This is a genomic window from Streptomyces sp. NPDC047028 (assembly GCF_040644095.1).
Classification (GTDB): domain Bacteria; phylum Actinomycetota; class Actinomycetes; order Streptomycetales; family Streptomycetaceae; genus Streptomyces.
The window spans coordinates 1-17,001 of the sequence record NZ_JBEYVS010000005.1; the positions used below are offsets into that span (position 1 = coordinate 1).

Sequence of the window (17,001 nt, forward strand, 5' to 3'; positions counted from 1 at the left end):
CCGGCGTGCTCTGGGCGTTGCTGCGTGACGGACGGATCTTCACCTCCGCCCCGCCGGTCACGCAAGCGGCTTGACTTCGTCATTGAGACTCCTTCGTGTGGTCGGGCGGGGGTGGTTCCGTCGGCGTTCTTCGTTCGGTGTCAGCGGTGGCAGGCGGCGGCGATGAGCAGCAGCAGGACGACGACCGCGAGGAGGTGGAGGCAGCCGGGGCCGCCGTCCGGGTTCCGGCGGGCGGACTCGACGTGGCCGCCGGGCGGCGTGCCGGGGTGCTTCCCGGCGTAGTGCTCGATCTGCTGCCGTTCGCCGTCCGCCTGGGTGAGCCAGGCCGTCCTGAATCCGCATTCGCCGCACCAGTAGCGGTATCGCACCTCGATTCCTCACGTGTCGCGGAGCACTGATCGTGGCGTGCGTCCTGTTCTTCGCACAGGTCAGGGGACCGGCCATCGGTGGCCGGTGCCGCCGGTACGCTCACCGAGGTTCTTACTGGTGAGTAGGGAGGCGTCTCGGTGACAGATCAGCTCGGCACGCTGTTACGCCGGCTGCGTGCGCAGGCGGGCCTGACGCAGGAGCAGGTGGCGGAACGCTCCGGGGTCAGCGTCCGCACGATCCGCCGGCTGGAGAACGGGGGCTCCACCGATCACCGGCTGGGCACGGTGAACTTGCTGGCCGACGCGCTCGACCTCGGCCGGGAGGACCGCGAGCGCCTGGTGGCATTGCTGGCGCGGTCGCGGGAGGGGGGTGGCGGGGGCGAGGTGGGCGACGGGGGTGACGGGGACGCTCCCCCGACGCCGCGTGTGCCCGGGGAGGTATCGGTGCCGGGGCCGACCCCGGAGCCGGGGCCGGCTCCAGGGACGGTGCCGTTACTGACGGGGACGCCCGCCCCGGTGGTGTCCGGCGGGCTGGCCGACGTGGCGCGGGAGTTGGCGACCGAGGTGCGGCGGCGCCTGCGGCGGGAGGAGGCGCACCGACGGGTCCACGACCCGTTCCCGCTGCCGGTGCGGTGGCGGTCGGCGCCCGCGGGGGTGACGGATCGTCCGGACAACATCCAGCGTCTCGGTCCCGGGGCGCTGCCGCGTGAGGTGGATCTGAGCGGTGATCTGCGGAGCGTGGCGGAGGTGTACCGGCGGATCTCGTCCGGGCGGTTGGTGGTTCTCGGCCGGGCCGGGTCGGGCAAGTCGATCCTGACCATCCGGTTCGTGCTGGACCACCTCGAGGCGTCGGGCGGTCAGGGCCGGGTGCCGGTGGTCTTCGGCCTGGGCTCCTGGGACCCGACGACCACCGCGCTGCGGGACTGGCTGATCGGCCGGCTGCTGCGCGACCACCCCCATCTGGCCCGGCGCGGCCCCCGCGGGGCGCCCCTGGCCGCGGCGCTGGTCGACGCCGACCTCGTCCTGCCGGTCCTCGACGGGTTCGACGAGATCGCCGAGGGCCTGCGGCGAGAGGCGCTGGAGTCGCTCAACGCGACGTCCCTGCCGCTGGTGCTCACCAGCCGTCCGGACGAGTTCGCCGAGGCCGTCCGCGCCGCGCACGCACCGCTGCTGTGGGCGGCCGGCGTCGAACTGACCGATCTCACCCACGAGGACCTCGTCGGCTACCTGCCGCGGACGGCCCGCCCGGTGCCGAGGACGGCCCGCCCGGTGCCGAAAGCCGGCCGCCCGGTGCCGAAAGCCGCCCGCGCAGTGCCGGGGACCGGCGCGGGCGGGGCCGGGGCCGACGCAGCCGGTGACGCGGGCGGCGCCGACACGACCGTACGGCCGGGGCCGGGGCCGGAACCGGGGCTGTGGGACGGTCTCCTGGAGGAGCTCGGTGCCCCGGCGGCACCCGCGGCCGAGCGCCTCGCCGCTGTGCTGACCACCCCGCTGATGGTCGTCCTCGCGCGCACCATGTACAGCGAGGTGCCCGACCGCGACCCCGTCGAACTGCTGGACGCCGCGCGGTTCCCCACGGTGAGGTCCCTGGAGGAGCACCTCCTGGCGGGCTTCGTGCCCGCCAGCTACCGGCGGCGCGCGCCCGAGCGGGACACCGCCGGCCACCGGCCCCGGCCGGCGGGCTGGGACGCGGGACGGGCGGAGCGCTGGCTGGGCTACCTCGCGCAGCAGTTGGTCGGGCGCGACCGTGACCGGCAGGACCTCGCCTGGTGGCGGATAGGCGACTCGCTGCCGCGCTCGACGCGCGTCCTCGCGGTGGTGGTGGCGACGGCGCTGAGCGTCGCGGTGGCCGACTGGCTCGTCGGTCTCCTCAACACCGGGACCGGGGCCGGTGAGACCTTCCTGCAAGGGTGCCTGATGGGCCCCGTGGCAGGGCTCGCGTTCGGATCGGCGTACGCCCTGGTGATCTCCGTCCGGGGCGGTACGGCGTTCGAGCCGGCCAGGGTGCGGTTGCGGCAGCCCGGCCTGCACGGTGGGCTCGGCCGCCGCCCGGTCCGTACCTTCGCGGCCCGGTTCCGGGACGGGCTGCTGGGCGGCTTCGTCATGGGCGTCGGCTACGCGTGCGCCCTCTCCCTCGAGCGCGCGGTGTTCCGGGGCACTCCGCTCGCCGACGCCGACACGGTCGAGAGCACGCTGATCAACATGGTGTGCTTCGGGCTGATCTTCGGCTCGGCCGCGGCGCTGGTGTTCGGGCTCGTCGCGGCGCTGGAGGCGCCGGTGGACGTGACCGCCGCGGCCACACCGGTGAGCCTGCTGGCCGCGAACCGTGCCACGGTGGCGCGTCAGTTCCTCGTCGTGGCACCGGCGCTCACCGTGGCGATCGCCGGGAGCGGGGGCCTGGTGGTCGCGCTGTTGCAGGGGGTGCTCGGCCCGCTGAACTGGCGACTGGCCGACGGCCTGCTCATCGGCGCGGTCGGCGGCATCGGCGGCGGGGTCTCCTACGTGCTCGCCTTCACCGCCTGGGGGCAGTGGGTCGTACTGACGCGAATCTGGCTGCCGCTGACCGGCCGGCTGCCCTGGGACACGGCCGCGTTCCTGGACGACGCCTACCACCGCGGGGTGCTGCGGCAGACCGGAGCGGTCTACCAGTTCCGCCACGCCCGGCTCCAGCACCACCTCGGCCGTACCTTCCGCGAGCGGCAGCGCCGCTACTCGGCGGCCACCTTCCCATCCGCTTCCGGGGCCGGAACGCCGTGAACGCGCAGGTCAGCCGGTCGGGCTGACAGCCGGTCACATGTGGCCGGTCGTTCGTCCTGTCCGTCCCGGCGCCGCGTCGGCAGCATCGCCTCCACCCGGTTCGCGGCGCCGGGCCCGATCACGAACGGGCGGACCCGGACCGCTGTCCTGCCGAGCCGCCTTTCGAAGGAGCCCGATTCCGATGAAGTCCCTCCGTCTGACCACCGTGGGCGCGATCGTCGCGTTCGCGGCCCTGACCGGCGCCGTCCCGGCGAGCGCCACGACCGCGACCGACAACGCGGCCGATACGGCGACCGCGGCCGCCTCCACGACCGATTCCGCCGCCGCCATCCTGCAGAGCGGTGCCCAGCAGGGCGTCACCGACGGCTACCCCGGGGTGATCGGCCTGGTGCGGCAGGGCGACACGGCCGCGTACGCGCACGCGGGCGTCGGCGACCTCTCCACCCGGGTGGCCGCCGATCCCAAGGCGCAGTTCCGGATAGGGAGCAACACCAAGGCGTTCACCTCCACCGTCCTGCTCCAGCTGGAGGCCGAGCACCGGCTGTCCCTGGACGACTCCGTCGAGCGGTGGCTGCCCGGCGCGGTCGACGCGAACGGCTACGACGGCTCGAAGATCACGATCCGCGAGCTGCTGAACCACACCTCGGGCCTGCCGGACTACGCCCAGGACACGTCGTTCTCCTTGAACTACGCGCTCAACACCCAGCCGGACCGGGCGTGGCCGCCGCAGTCGCTGGTGGACATCGGACTCGCGCAGCACAAGCCCACCGGCGCGCCCGGCGAGAAGTGGGCCTATTCCAACACCAATTACGTGCTCGCGGGGATGGTGATCAAGGCGGTCACCGGGAACGACGCGGCCACCGAGATCCAACGGCGGGTCATCGAGCCGCTCGGCCTGCACGACACGACGTTCCCCACCACCGACCCGGCCCTGCACGGCAACTACCTCCACGGGTACGAGTATCCGGTGGTCAGCATCGGCATCCGGGACGTGAGCACGTCCGACGTGCAGGCGTTCGGGCCGGCGGGCGCGATCGTGTCGACGCTGGACGACCTGGCCACCTTCTCCCGCGCGCTGCTGACCGGCCGGCTCCTGCCGCCCGCGCAGGAGGCGGAGCTGAAGACCACCGTCCCGGCGAACGCCGACGGCAGCGCCGCCTACGGGCTGGGCATCGCCCACCTCAAGTTGCCGTGCGGCCGATGGGCGTGGGGGCACAACGGGGCCGTCCTCGGCTACTACAGCGACTGGTACAGCAGCGAGGACGGCTCGCAGCAGGTCGTCCGCGTGAACAACGAGTTCCATCTGCTGGCCGGCACCCGGGGCCAGCAGGACACCGCCAAGGCGACGGCCGACGCGTACTGCGCGCTCTGAGGGACGCTTCCTATGACACCGCTCCTGATGCCCCAGCTACGGGCCGGCCTGGTCCGGCGCACCCGATCCGCCGTCGCCGCCGCGGCCATGGCCCTGACCATGGCCGTGACCGCGCTGTTCATGACCGCGCCCGCCCACGCGGAGGCGGACGACGGCCCCGCCCCCGTCCCCGTCTTCACCGACGGGTACGGCCTCACCCAGGTCGGCACGCCCGAGGTGCACTCGAGCACCGACTTCACGCTGACCGTGACCACTCCCGAGCTGTCCGGGCAGCACAAGATCCGGATCTTCCTGCCCCACGACTACGCCGCGCAGCCCGGCCGGCGCTGGCCGGTGCTGTACTTCCTGCACGGCGGGGGCGGAACCGTGGACGACGCCGCGGCCGCCCCGGCCCTGCACTCGGACTCCATGATCACCGTGGTGCCGGACGGCGGCCTGAAGGGCTGGTACGCCGACTGGGTCATGCAGCACACGGCCCTGGGCGCGGCGAACTGGCAGACGTTCCACCTCGCTCAGGTCGTGCCCTTCGTCGACGCCAACCTGCGGACGATCGGCGACCGGGCCCACCGGGCGGTCGCCGGCCTGTCGATGGGCGGCTTCGGCGCCGTGCACTACGGCGAACTCCGGCCCGACCTCTTCGGTCACGTCGCCAGCCTGTCCGGGGGCATCGACTTCGGCATGCCTGCGGTCCGCGGGGCGGTCCTCGCCACCGAGCTGAACGTGACCGGCGCGTGGTGCGCCGTGAGCACCTCCACGCCGTCCGGCACCGGACAGTGCACCGGGTACGGGCCATACGTCGACAGCGACGCGATCTTCGGCTCGCCGTACGCCGTCTTCGACGACCACGTCTGGAACCAGGTCGACCCGGCCTCCACCACCAACCTGGCCCGGCTGAGCGGCAGCGACATCACTCTCTACACCGGGAACCAGGGCCCGATCGACCACTTCACCGAGATCGCCTCCACCACGGTCGAGAACCGCTTGGACAAGCTGGGAATCCCCAGCCGGTACGTCGACTACGGCGACGGCTCCTCGCTCTCCCCCACCTGCGACGGCGGCCACGACTACGGCTGCTGGTCCGCCGCGTTCGCCGACTACGTCCCCCGTCTCGCCGCCTCGTTCGCGGCGGCCGGCTGATCCGTCACGCGGGCCCGACCGGTCGTGCCGTTCACAGCAGCGGCTCGACCAGGCGGGTCAGTTCGGTCCGGCTGACCGCGCCGATGCACGCCGCCGCGATCCGGCCCTTGCGGTCGACGACCAGGGTGTAGGGGTAGCCCTGCGGGTTCACCAGGCCCTTGGGGACGCGCAGGAGCTGAGTCGTCTTCGGGTCGTGCAGGCTGCGGTAGGCGATGTGATGCTCGCGGGCGAAGGAGGCACCCGTCGCCCGGGAGATATCGGTGTCGACGCCCATCACCCGTAGGCCCCGGGCGTGCAGTGCGGTGTGGACGGCGGAGAGGTCGGGCGCCTCGGCCCGGCAGGGACCGCACCAGGAGGCCCAGGCGTTGACGACGAGCACCTTGCCCCGGTAGTCGTGCACCGCGATCGGCCGGCCGTCGATCGCGGTGCCCGTCAGATCGGGCATGGCCTTGCGATCGGCGGGGGCGAACGTCTCCCGCGGGTCCGGCGCCCGGCCGTCGTCCAGGTGAACTGCCGTGCATCCCCCGGCCATTGAGAGGGCCAGGGCCACCAGGCATACGGCTCTGAAGAGTCTCATGGGCCGACCATGCCATCCGCCTTCCCGGGTTCGAGGGGCGGGGCGGTGTCGGGCGGGGCCGCCGGTGGCTGATGGCCGGCAGGGACGAGGCGCCGCTCCCTGCCGGCACCGCGTATAAGCGTGCGCATGATCCCGGCCCCCGTCAGCACGGCCGTGGCGTGCAGCGCCAAGGCGACCCAGACGCTCTCCGGGTAGGCGACGTCGCTCGGGTGCGCCAGGGCCACGTACACCGTGGCCGGCAGCCGCCAGCCGCTCCACGCGAACATCGAGCCCGAGCCCAGCCACGCCACCGCGAGCAGCAGCGGGTACGGCAGCCGGGCCGCCGGGCGCCGGACGAGAGCCAGTACGGCGGCGGAGGCGGCGAGGGCCCAGCAGGCGCTGACCCCGACCAGCACGTGCCAGTCGGCCGGGCGCTCGTCGCGGTGCGCGATGCCCAGGGTGCCGCCGACGGCCCAGTACGACCAGGCGAGGCCGGTCACCGCCGCTGCCACGGCGGGCCACGGGGGTGTCCCTGAGGTGCCGGTGCCGGATCGCACGGGTCGCCGCAGCGCAGGGGGCCGGCGCCGCCACAGGTAGGCGGGAAGCGCGAGGGCCAGCCCGATCCCGGTGCCCACGAAGCTGCACTCCAGCAGCACCGCTTCCCACCCCGGCAGCGCCGCGTCACCGCCCGAATCCCCGGAGCCCCCCGAACCCACCAGTGCGCTGACGACCACGAACGGCAGGATCGACACCAGGAACCCCGACCCGACCCAGGCGACGAATCCCACCAGCCGGCCGGGAATCCGCATCCCCCAGGGCCGCACCAGCGCCAGCCCCAGCGTGATCCCGGCCGCGGCCATGCCGATCGTGATGGTGTTGAGCACCAGCCACTCGCCCAGGCTGAACCCCCGCCCGACCGGCAGCAGGCCGAGCAACGAGCCGACCACCCACGACACCTTGATCACCAGGTACGGCACAAGGGCCGCCGCCGCCCCGTACGCCGCCGCCCGCCCGATCCGGTCCCAGCGCTCCATCACATCTCCCTCCGCCGGACCCCATCGTCCGGCGCCCGCCCGCCCTCCGCGTCAGCCCCCGGGCGCGCCCCGCTCCCCCGTTCGGCCGACCACCCCTCCGCCCCAGGGCCCACCCCGGCGTCTCGGTGGCCTACGCTGCCCGTGCAGATGCCTTGCTCACGGGGGAAGTCGGCATTCGTTCATGAAGCGTGCACACCGTCTCGCTGTCGTCGCCGTCTCCGGTGTCGTCGCCCTCACCGCGGGCGGCGCGGTGACGGCCCACCTTCTGGACGACCCCGCACGCGGGCTGACCGCCGCACGGGGCGCGGGGGACGAGCACTGCCGGCAGGTCACCCGGAAGGCACCCGAGCGGCTGGCGGGAAAGGAGCGCCGGTCCGTCGGGCTTGCGGGAGTGATCGTGTGGGGCGGCCAGGACGTGATCCTGCGCTGCGGTGTCACGGCGCTCACGGTGACGAAGGACCCGTGCTTCGAGGCGGACGGCGTGGACTGGGTGCTGGACACCCGGCAGTCGACTCCGGACCGCCAGGTCCTCGTGACGTTCGGCCGCGCACCGGCGACCCAGGTGGCGATCCGCTCGGGCGTCGCCACCGACGAGGCGCTCGTGGACCTCTCGCACCTGGTGGCGGCCGCCCCGAAGACCGACGAGTGCCGGGCCGCCCGGTGACCGGTACGGCCCCGGGGGTGGCCCGGATGGAGTCCCCGCCGCCGCGCGGGTGCGGGGCCTCGTCCGTGCCGGGTACGCGAAGGCCCGGAGCGTCAGGCCGAGATCCCGTCGATCCGGGCCAGGGCGTCGTCCGCGCCGTACGGTTGCAGATAGGGGAGCCAGCGGGGGTCGCGGTGGCCGGTTCCGATGATGCGCCAGGCCAGGCCGGTCGGCGGGGCGGGTTTGTGGCGCAGGCGCCAGCCGAGTTCCACGAGGTGGCGGTCGGCCTTGACGTGGTTGCATCGTCGGCACGAGGCCACCACGTTCTCCCACGCGTGCTGCCCCCCGCGGGAGCGCGGGATGACGTGGTCGACGCTGGTCGCGGCGGCGCCGCAGTACATGCACCGGCCGCCGTCACGGGCGAAGAGCGCGCGCCTGGTGAGAGGAACGGGCCCCCGGTAGGGAACCCGCACGAATCGCTTGAGCCGGACCACGCTGGGTGCGGGGACTGTGACGGTCGCGCTGTGCATATAGGCGCCGGATTCCTCGAGGGAGACGGCCTTGTTCTCCAGGACGAGGACGAGCGCGCGGCGGAGCGGTACGACGCCGAGGGGCTCGTACGACGCGTTGAGGACCAGGACATGCGGCACGGGTGCCTCCTTGGGCGTCGGCGGCGCGTGGCTCGCGCCGGGACGATCTGCAGTCAGTCTCCCCTCATGCCTGGTGGAAGCGCCACCATGTCCCGGTAACGGGCTGGGAGTGTTTTCGACCACACCTGATGCATCCCCAGGACCCCGCCCTGTTCACGCCCTGGTGAGCCCCGTCTCTCCTGCGCCCTCGGCGGCCGGAACGGCACGGGGCACACGCAATGCCCCGTTAGTGTGGTGCCTCTGTCCGTCCGGTGACCTTTTCGTGATCTCCGGTGAAGCCGAAGCCCGCTTCGGGAGACCGCTTCGCCCCGGAAGACCGCGAAGACCCCGACCGTCCGCCCCACCGGCACGGGCCGCGCAAGCACCATGGAGGTACCCGCCGTGTCCTTGCCCGCCGTCCTGCTCGCCGCAGGCGCGTCGCCGTCGCCGTCCCCGACCCCGTCCGGGTCGGTGACTCCGGCCGTGCCGTCGCTCCAGGACGCCCAGGAGAGCGCGAACAACGCGGCGAGCTGGGTCGAGCAGAACTGGTCGACGTGGCTCGCGATGGGCCTGCAGATCCTGCTGGTCGTCGTGGTCGCGTTCGCGCTCAGAGCGGTCGTACGACGGGCGATCACCAAGTTCATCGACCGGATGAACCGGTCCGCGCAGTCGGGCGACGGCGGCGGGCTGAGCGGGCTGCTGGTGAACGCCGAGCGGCGCCGGCAGAGGTCGGCGGCGATCGGCTCGGTGCTGCGTTCGGTGGCGAGCTTCCTGATCCTCGGCACGGCCGCGCTGATGGTGCTGTCCACCTTCAAGATCAACCTGGCCCCGCTGCTGGCCTCCGCCGGGGTGGCGGGCGTGGCGATCGGTTTCGGCGCCCGGAACCTGGTCACGGACTTCCTGTCCGGCGTGTTCATGATCCTGGAGGACCAGTACGGCGTCGGCGACACGATCGACGCGGGCGTGGCCTCCGGCGAGGTCATCGAGGTCGGCCTGCGGGTGACCAAGCTGCGCGGGGACGGCGGCGAGATCTGGTACGTCCGCAACGGCGAGGTCAAGCGGATCGGCAACCTCTCCCAGGGCTGGGCCACGGCCGGGGTCGACGTGACCGTGAAGGCGAGCGAGGACCTGGACCGGGTGAAGGCGACGCTCACCGAGGTCGCCGAGAAGATGAGCAAGGAAGAGCCGTGGAACGAGCTGCTGTGGGGCCAGGTGGAGGTCCTCGGCCTGGACAGCGTGCTGCTCGACTCCATGGTGGTGCGGGTCTCGGCCCGGACCATGCCGGGCAAGTCCACCACCGTCGAGCGGGAGCTGCGCTGGCGGATCAAGCGGGCGTTCGACGCGGCGAGCATCCGCATCGTGGGCGGTGCGACGGCCGTGGAGGACGAGGAGGACGCCCCGGACCCGACCGCGTTGGTCGCGCCGCCGTCGGCGTACGCCAGTGCCACGTCCCCGCAGTCGCGGGCGACGGCGCCGATCGCACCCCAGCCCGGACCCGGTAAGTAGCCGTTCCGCCACCCGACGGCCGCCCCCGAGGTAACGACTCCGTTGCCTCGGGGGCGCTGTCGTCCGTTGTCTATTGACTCCCCCTTCGTCCTGGGCTTACGTTCCTCCCATCCGAATAGGAAACTTTCCTAACAGTGATCACCGAAGGCACCCTCTCCGGGAAGCCTCCCCGGCACCCTCGGTGGACTTCCGGTGATCATGTTGAGAAGCTGAGCAGTTGAAGGGCAGGTGGCGACAGACATGGCAGGAACGGCCGGTACGCCGGGCACACCGCGCGTCCTGCGCGCCATGAACGACCGCGCCGCCCTGGACCTCCTCCTGGAGCACGGGCCGCTCTCCCGCACCCGGATCGGCAAGCTCACCGGCCTGTCCAAGCCGACCGCCTCCCAGCTGCTGGCCCGGCTGGAGGCGGCCGGGCTGGTCCGGGTCACCGGCACCAGCGAGGGCCGGCCGGGGCCCAACGCCCAGCTGTACGCGGTCAACCCCGCCGCCGCGTACGCCGCCGCGCTCGACGTCACCCCGCACCGCATCCGCGCCGCCGTCGCCGACATCACCGGCCGCACGGTCGGCGAGCACGAGCTGCCCACCCCCGGCCGACGCCCGGCCCAGCCCGTCCTCCAGCAGGTCAGCGAGGCCCTCGACGGCGCCGTCAAGGCCGCCGGGCTCGCCCGGACCGACGTGCACCGCCTGGTCATCGGCACACCCGGCGCCTTCGACCCCAACACCGGCCGGCTGCGCTACGCCTCCCACCTGCCCGGCTGGCACTCCCCCACGCTGCTCGACGAACTGGCGGCGGCGCTGCCGATGCCGGTCGAGTACGAGAACGACGTCAACCTCGTCGCCGTCGCCGAACTCCGGCTCGGCGCCGCCCGGGGCCACGCGGACTTCGTGCTGCTGTGGAACCAGGAGGGCCTCGGCGCCGCGCTGGTCCTCGGCGGGCGGCTGCACCGGGGCTGGACCGGCGGCGCCGGCGAGGTCGGTTTCCTGCCGGTGCCGGGCACGCCCCTGGTGCGCCAGGTCACCAAGGCCAACAGCGGCGGCTACCAGGAGCTGGCCGGCTCCCAGGCGGTGCCGAAGCTGGCCCGGGAACTCGGCATCGAGAACCTGCCGCCGGGGCCGTACACCGAGAGCGCGGCCGAGCTGGTGGCCCGTGCCGCAGACCACACCAGCGGCCCCTACCGGGAGCTGCTCCAGACCTACGCGACCCGGCTGGCCACCGGTCTCGCCTCGCTCGTCTCCGTCCTCGACCCCGAACTCGTCGTCCTCAGCGGCTCCGCGCTGACGGCCGGCGGCGAGGTACTGCGCGGCCTGGTCCAGGCCGAGCTGGAGGAGCTGGCGGCCGCCCGGCCCCGGCTCGTCGTCGGCGACGTCCGTGAACACCCGGTCCTGCGCGGCGCCCTCGAGCGCGCCCTCGCGGCCACCCGCGACGAGGTCTTCGACACGTCCCGCTGAGGCCCCCGCCTTCTCCTTGAGTCCTGAGTCCCTCAGTTCACCCACCCCGCCCCTGGGAGATCCCGCCATGCCCGAAGCCATACCCTCGACTGCCCGAAAGACGGCTTTCGCCCTGACTGTTCTCGCCTCGTCGCTCGCCCTGCTGACGACCGCCTGCACCGGCCAGTCGGACTCCGGTGCCAACGACGACGCCACCAAGGACACGACGATCAACTTCTGGCACGCCTGGAGCGCGCCGAACGAGGTCAAGGCCGTCACGTCCCTGGTCGACGGCTTCGAGAAGGCGCACCCCAACATCCACGTGAACGTCGTCGGCAACATGACCGACGACAAGATCAACCAGGCGCTGCGCAGCGGCGGCAGCAAGGCGCCCGACGTGATCTCGTCGTTCACCACGAACAACGTCGGCAAGTTCTGCTCCTCGGGGGCGCTGGTCGACCTGAACCCGTTCTTCGAGAAGTCGGGGATCGACCCGCAGACGACGTTCCCGAAGACGATGAACGAGTACACCCAGTTCGACGGCGACCGCTGCACGGTGCCGCTGCTGGGCGACGCGTACGGGCTGTACTACAACAAGACGGCGTTCCAGAAGGCGGGCATCGCGCATCCGCCGAAGACGTGGTCGGAGTTCGAGGCCGACGCCAAGAAGCTGACCATCGAGAAGGGCGACGGCTACCAGCAGCTGGGTTTCATGCCGGACTACCACGGCTGGGAGACCACCACCGAGCACTACTTCGCCCAGTTCGCGCCCACCTACTTCGACAAGGACGGCAAGTCGAACCTCGCCAAGGACCCGGCGTTCACGAAGGGATTCGAGCTGCAGAAGCGGCTCGTGGACGAACTCGGCGGGTTCAAGCGGCTGGAGAAGTACCGGTCCACCCTCGGTGACGAGTGGGGAGCCAAGCACCCCTTCCACACCGGGCAGGTCGCCATGCAGCTCGACGGCGAGTGGCGCCTGGGCATGGCCGAGGACGCCAAGCCGGCGTTCGACATCGGGGTGGCCCCGCTGCCCGTCCCGGACGACCAGGCCGACCAGTACGGCAAGGGTTACATCACCGGCACCATCGCGGGCATCGCGGCCAACAGCCACAAGCAGAACGCGGCCTGGGAGTTCGTCAAGTACATCACCACCGACACCGACGCGGTGGTCGGCTTCGCCAACGGCATCCACAACGTGCCCTCGACCCTGGCCGCGCTGAAGTCCCCCAAGCTGAAGTACGACCCGCGCTTCAAGACGTTCCTGGACATCGCCGCCGACCCGCAGTCCACCACCACTCCGGCGTCCATCAACGGCGGGGTGTACCTGGTGACGATCCAGCAGTTCGGGTACGACTACGAGAGCGGCAAGGTCACGGACCTGAAGGCCGGGCTGAGGAAGACGGCCGCGCAGATCGACACCGACATCGCACAGGCCGAGTAGCCATGAGTGCCATCCCGTCGGTGACGAGGCGCCCCGGCAGCCTCGCGTCGAGGCGCCGCAGGAAGGCGCTGCGCACGCTCGCCTTCATGTCGCCCTGGCTGATCGGCTTCGCGGTCTTCTTCGCGTACCCGCTGATCTCCACGGTCTACTTCTCGTTCATGCACTACGACGGCTTCAAGGCGCCGACGTGGAGCGGCGGGAAGAACTGGACGTACGTCTTCGAGCACTACCCGCTGTTCTGGCCCGCCCTGCGCAACACCCTGTGGCTGGTCGTGGTGATGGTGACGCTCCGGGTCGCCTTCGGCCTCGGCGTCGGCCTGCTCATCACCAAGATCAAAACGGCGACGGGTGTCTTCCGCACCCTGTTCTACCTGCCCTACCTGGCCCCGCCGGTCGCGGCCACCATGGCCTTCGCGTTCCTGCTCAACCCGGGGACCGGACCTGTGAACTCGATCCTGGAGAAGGTCGGCATCCCGGCGCCCGGCTGGTTCAACGACCCCACCTGGTCCAAGCCGGCCCTCACCCTGCTCGCGCTGTGGGGCATCGGCGACCTGATGGTCATCTTCATGGCCGCGCTGCTGGACGTGCCGACCGAGCAGTACGAGGCGGCCGAGCTGGACGGGGCCTCCCCGTGGCAGCGGTTCCGGTACGTCACCCTGCCGAACATCTCGCCGATCGTGATGTTCGCCGTCGTCACCGGCGTGATCCAGACCATGCAGTACTACACGCAGCCGCTGATCGCCGGGAAGGTCGCCTCCGGTGTCATCCAGGGCGCCGGCACCCAGTTCGAGCCCGGCTACCCGGACAAGTCCACGCTCACCCTCCCCCAGCTCGTCTACAACCTCGGCTTCCAGCGCTTCGACTACGGCTCCGCGTGTGTGGTGGCCCTGGTGCTGTTCGCCCTGTCGATGGCGTTCACCGCGCTGTTGATGCGGCGCCGGGGCGGTCTCATCCAGGCAGGTGACTGACCATGACCCAGGTACTGGACAAGCCGGTGCGGCCCGCGCCCCCGGTGTCGTACGCCGCCGAGCGGACCGCGAAGCGCCGGGCGCTGCTGGAGTGGGTCGCCGTCCACTCCCTCGGGGTCGCCGCCGCGCTGTTCTTCACCCTCCCCTTCGTGTTCGTGTTCCTCACCTCGCTGATGAGCGACAGCCAGGCCCTCAGCCGGGACCTCGTCCCGCACACGTGGGAGTGGGGCAACTACAAGGCCGTGCTCGACACCCCGGGCTTCCTCACCTGGTGGAAGAACACACTGATCTACGCCGGTCTCGGCACCGTGCTCACCGTCGTGTCGTCGATCCCGGTGGCGTACGCCCTCGCCAAGTTCCGCTTCCGGGGCCGCAACCTGGCCCTGATGCTGGTGATCTCGATGATGATGCTGCCCCCGCAGGTCGTCATCATCCCGATGTACCTCTTCTGGGCGAAGCAGCTGGACCTGTCGGGCACGCTGTGGCCGCTGATCATCCCGATGGCGTTCGGCGACGCGTTCTCCATCTTCCTGCTGCGGCAGTTCCTGATGACCATCCCGAACGAGTACCTGGACGCGGCCCGGGTGGACGGCTGCGGCGACCTGCGCACCCTGCTGAAGGTCGTCCTGCCGATGGCGAAGCCCGGCATCGCGGCCGTCGCCCTGTTCCAGTTCTTCTACGCCTGGAACGACTACTTCGGCCCGCAGATCTACGCGTCCGAGAATCCCGGCGCCTGGACCCTCAGCTACGGCCTGGAGTCCTTCAAGGGCGCCCACCACACCGACTGGAACCTCACCATGGCCGCGACGGTGCTCGTCATGGCCCCCGTGATCCTCGTGTTCTTCTTCGCCCAGAAGGCGTTCGTCGAGGGCGTCACGCTCACCGGAGTAAAGGGTTGATGTCTGTATGAAACTCACCGTGGTCGGCGGCGGCTCGACCTACACCCCCGAACTCATCGACGGCTTCGCCCGGCTCAGCGACACCCTGCCCATCGAGGAACTGGTCCTCGTCGACCCGGCCGCCGAGCGGCTGGAACTGGTGGGCGGACTGGCCCGCCGCATCTTCGCCAAGCAGGGCCACACCGGACGGATCGTCACCACCTCCGACCTGGACGCGGGCGTCGACGGCGCCGACGCGGTGCTGCTCCAGCTGCGCGTCGGCGGGCAGGCGGCCCGGCAGCAGGACGAGACCTGGCCGCTGGATTGCGGCTGCGTCGGCCAGGAGACCACCGGCGCCGGCGGCCTCGCCAAGGCGCTGCGCACCGTCCCGGTGGTCCTGGACATCGCCGAGCGGGTCCGGCGTGCCAACCCACGCGCGTGGATCATCGACTTCACCAACCCGGTCGGCATCGTCACCCGCGCCCTCCTCCAGGCCGGTCACCGGGCGGTCGGCCTGTGCAACGTGGCGATCGGGCTCCAGCGCAAGTTCGCCGCCATGCTCGGGGTGACCCCGGCCGACGTGCACCTGGACCACGTCGGCCTGAACCACCTCACCTGGGAGACGGGGGTGCGCCTCGGCGGCCCCGAGGGCGCGAACGTGCTGCCCAAGCTGCTCGCCGAGCACGGCGACACCGTCGCCGACGACCTGCGGCTGCCCCGTGCGCTGCTGGACCGGCTCGGCGTCGTCCCGTCGTACTACCTGCGCTACTACTACGCGCACGACCAGGTCGTCGACGAGCTGCGCACCAAGCCGTCCCGGGCGGCCGAGGTCGCCGCCATGGAGAAGGAACTGCTCACGATGTACGGCGATCCGGCCCTCGACGAGAAGCCGGCTCTGCTGGCCAAGCGGGGCGGCGCCTACTACTCGGAGGCGGCCGTGGACCTGGCGGCGGCCCTGCTCGGCGGCGCGGGCAGCCCCTACCAGGTGGTCAACACGCTCAACAAGGGGACGCTGCCGTTCCTGCCGGACGACGCGGTGATCGAGGTGCAGGCGGCCGTCGGCACGTCCGGCACCGCCCCGCTGCCCGTGCCGGAGCTGGACCCGCTGTACGCGGGCCTGGTGGCGAACGTGACGGCGTACGAGGACCTGGCCCTGGAGGCGGCCCTGCGCGGCGGCCGGGACCGCGTATTCCGCGCCTTGCTCGCCCACCCCCTGATCGGCCAGTACGCCTACGCCGACACCCTCACCGACCGACTGATCGCGCACAACCGGGAGCATCTCGCGTGGGCCTGACCGCAACCGACACCGCGAGGGTCCTCGCCATCGACGCGGGCAACAGCAAGACCGACGTGGCCGTGGTCGGCGCCGACGGGGAGGTGCTGGCCACCGCGCGCGGCGGCGGCTTCCGGCCGCCCACGGTGGGCGTGGCGGCCGCGCTGGACGCCCTCGCCGAACCGGTGGGACGGGCGTTCGGCGAGGCGGGCGTGACCGGGGTCGACGTCCTGTCCGCGTGTCTCGCCAACGCCGATCTGCCCGTGGAGGAGGAGCAGTTGGCGGCCGCGCTGCACGCGCGCGCGTGGGGCACGTCGGTGGAGGTCCGCAACGACACGTTCGCGATCCTGCGCGCGGGCGTCGCCGAGCCCCGGGGCGTGGCCGTGGTGTGCGGGGCCGGCATCAACTGCGTCGGCATGCGCCCCGACGGCCGCACCGCCCGCTTCCCGGCGCTGGGCCGCATCTCCGGGGACTGGGGCGGTGGCTGGGGGCTGGCCGAGGAGGCGCTGTGGCACGCCGCGCGCGCGGAGGACGGGCGGGGCGAGCCGACCGCGCTGGCCCGCACCCTGCCCGCGCACTTCGGGCTGCCGACGATGTACGCGCTGATCGAGGCCCTGCATCTGGAGAAGGTGGAACACGCGCGGCGGCACGAGTTGACGCCGGTGCTGTTCGAGACGGCCGCGCAGGGCGACCCGGTGGCCCGTTCGGTCGTGGGCCGGCTCGCCGAGGAGGTGGCCACCATGGCCACGGTGGCCCTGACCCGGCTGGACCTGCTGGACGAGGAGACCCCGGTGCTGCTGGGGGGCAGTGTCCTGACGGCGGGTCACGCCCAGCTGGACGACGGCATCCGGGAACGGCTGGCCGGCTGGGCCCCGAAGGCGGACGTCCGGGTCGTCACGGCCCGCCCGGTGCTGGGCGCCGCCCTGCTGGGCCTCGACCGGCTGGGGGCCGGGACGGGGGCCCAGCGGCGGGCGAGGGCTTATTGGGAGAACTGAGGTGACCGGGCTT

The 17,001-nt window shown here is 72.1% G+C and carries 15 protein-coding genes; 11 read left to right on the forward strand and 4 right to left on the reverse strand.

Annotated features, from left to right (window positions below; translation table 11 throughout):
* Positions 1-140 precede the first annotated feature (140 nt).
* Positions 141-368, reverse strand: a complete 228-nt coding sequence (locus ABZ854_RS06450) for a hypothetical protein (RefSeq protein ID WP_361205201.1) — start codon at positions 366-368, stop codon at positions 141-143.
* A gap of 138 nt (positions 369-506) precedes the next feature.
* Between ABZ854_RS06450 and ABZ854_RS06455 the strand changes: the two genes are divergently transcribed.
* The 3 genes from ABZ854_RS06455 to ABZ854_RS06465 all read left to right on the forward strand — a co-directional run bounded on the left by ABZ854_RS06455 (position 507) and on the right by ABZ854_RS06465 (position 5,634).
* Positions 507-3,125, forward strand: a complete 2,619-nt coding sequence (locus tag ABZ854_RS06455; protein WP_361205204.1) for a helix-turn-helix domain-containing protein — start codon at positions 507-509, stop codon at positions 3,123-3,125.
* A 181-nt stretch (positions 3,126-3,306) separates the two neighbouring features.
* Entirely contained in the window at positions 3,307-4,497 is a 1,191-nt protein-coding gene (locus ABZ854_RS06460) for a serine hydrolase domain-containing protein (protein ID WP_361205207.1), read from the forward strand.
* A 99-nt stretch (positions 4,498-4,596) separates the two neighbouring features.
* Entirely contained in the window at positions 4,597-5,634 is a 1,038-nt protein-coding gene (locus ABZ854_RS06465) for an alpha/beta hydrolase-fold protein (protein WP_361205717.1), read from the forward strand.
* A gap of 31 nt (positions 5,635-5,665) precedes the next feature.
* Here the strand turns inward: ABZ854_RS06465 and ABZ854_RS06470 are convergent, their stop codons facing one another.
* Both ABZ854_RS06470 and ABZ854_RS06475 read right to left on the reverse strand, forming a co-directional pair.
* Positions 5,666-6,211: a TlpA disulfide reductase family protein gene (locus ABZ854_RS06470; protein ID WP_361205208.1), complete on the reverse strand. Its 546-nt coding sequence runs from the start codon at positions 6,209-6,211 to the stop codon at positions 5,666-5,668.
* The gene (locus ABZ854_RS06475; protein ID WP_361205211.1) at positions 6,208-7,224 is read right to left on the reverse strand and encodes a hypothetical protein; all 1,017 of its coding nucleotides are present in this window, start codon (positions 7,222-7,224) and stop codon (positions 6,208-6,210) included. The genes ABZ854_RS06470 and ABZ854_RS06475 overlap by 4 nt, the downstream gene beginning before the upstream one ends.
* 181 nt (positions 7,225-7,405) lie before the next feature.
* Here ABZ854_RS06475 and ABZ854_RS06480 point away from each other — a divergent pair, with 181 nt between their 5' ends.
* Entirely contained in the window at positions 7,406-7,888 is a 483-nt protein-coding gene (locus tag ABZ854_RS06480; protein ID WP_361205214.1) for a DUF3515 family protein, read from the forward strand.
* A gap of 92 nt (positions 7,889-7,980) precedes the next feature.
* On the opposite strand, the gene ABZ854_RS06485 is transcribed toward ABZ854_RS06480, so the two are convergent.
* Entirely contained in the window at positions 7,981-8,517 is a 537-nt protein-coding gene (locus ABZ854_RS06485; RefSeq protein ID WP_129309149.1) for an HNH endonuclease, read from the reverse strand.
* A gap of 381 nt (positions 8,518-8,898) precedes the next feature.
* Between ABZ854_RS06485 and ABZ854_RS06490 the strand changes: the two genes are divergently transcribed.
* The 7 genes from ABZ854_RS06490 (at position 8,899) to ABZ854_RS06520 (ending at position 16,988) form a co-directional block, all read left to right on the forward strand.
* Positions 8,899-10,002: a mechanosensitive ion channel family protein gene (locus ABZ854_RS06490; protein WP_361205217.1), complete on the forward strand. Its 1,104-nt coding sequence runs from the start codon at positions 8,899-8,901 to the stop codon at positions 10,000-10,002.
* Positions 10,003-10,242: 240 nt separating this feature from the next.
* A complete protein-coding gene (locus tag ABZ854_RS06495; protein ID WP_361205220.1) occupies positions 10,243-11,454 on the forward strand; it encodes an ROK family transcriptional regulator in 1,212 nt (403 codons plus the stop codon).
* A gap of 67 nt (positions 11,455-11,521) precedes the next feature.
* Positions 11,522-12,874: an ABC transporter substrate-binding protein gene (locus tag ABZ854_RS06500; RefSeq protein ID WP_361205223.1), complete on the forward strand. Its 1,353-nt coding sequence runs from the start codon at positions 11,522-11,524 to the stop codon at positions 12,872-12,874.
* Positions 12,875-12,876: 2 nt separating this feature from the next.
* On the forward strand, positions 12,877-13,842 hold the full coding sequence (locus ABZ854_RS06505; protein ID WP_361205226.1) for a sugar ABC transporter permease: 966 nt from the start codon (positions 12,877-12,879) through the stop codon (positions 13,840-13,842).
* A gap of 2 nt (positions 13,843-13,844) precedes the next feature.
* A complete protein-coding gene (locus ABZ854_RS06510) occupies positions 13,845-14,741 on the forward strand; it encodes a carbohydrate ABC transporter permease (RefSeq protein WP_361205229.1) in 897 nt (298 codons plus the stop codon).
* A 7-nt stretch (positions 14,742-14,748) separates the two neighbouring features.
* A complete protein-coding gene (locus ABZ854_RS06515; RefSeq protein ID WP_361205232.1) occupies positions 14,749-16,014 on the forward strand; it encodes a 6-phospho-beta-glucosidase in 1,266 nt (421 codons plus the stop codon).
* Positions 16,005-16,988, forward strand: coding sequence for a BadF/BadG/BcrA/BcrD ATPase family protein (locus tag ABZ854_RS06520; protein WP_361205235.1), 984 nt, complete (start codon positions 16,005-16,007; stop codon positions 16,986-16,988). The genes ABZ854_RS06515 and ABZ854_RS06520 overlap by 10 nt, the downstream gene beginning before the upstream one ends.
* The last annotated feature ends 13 nt before the right edge of the window (positions 16,989-17,001 follow it).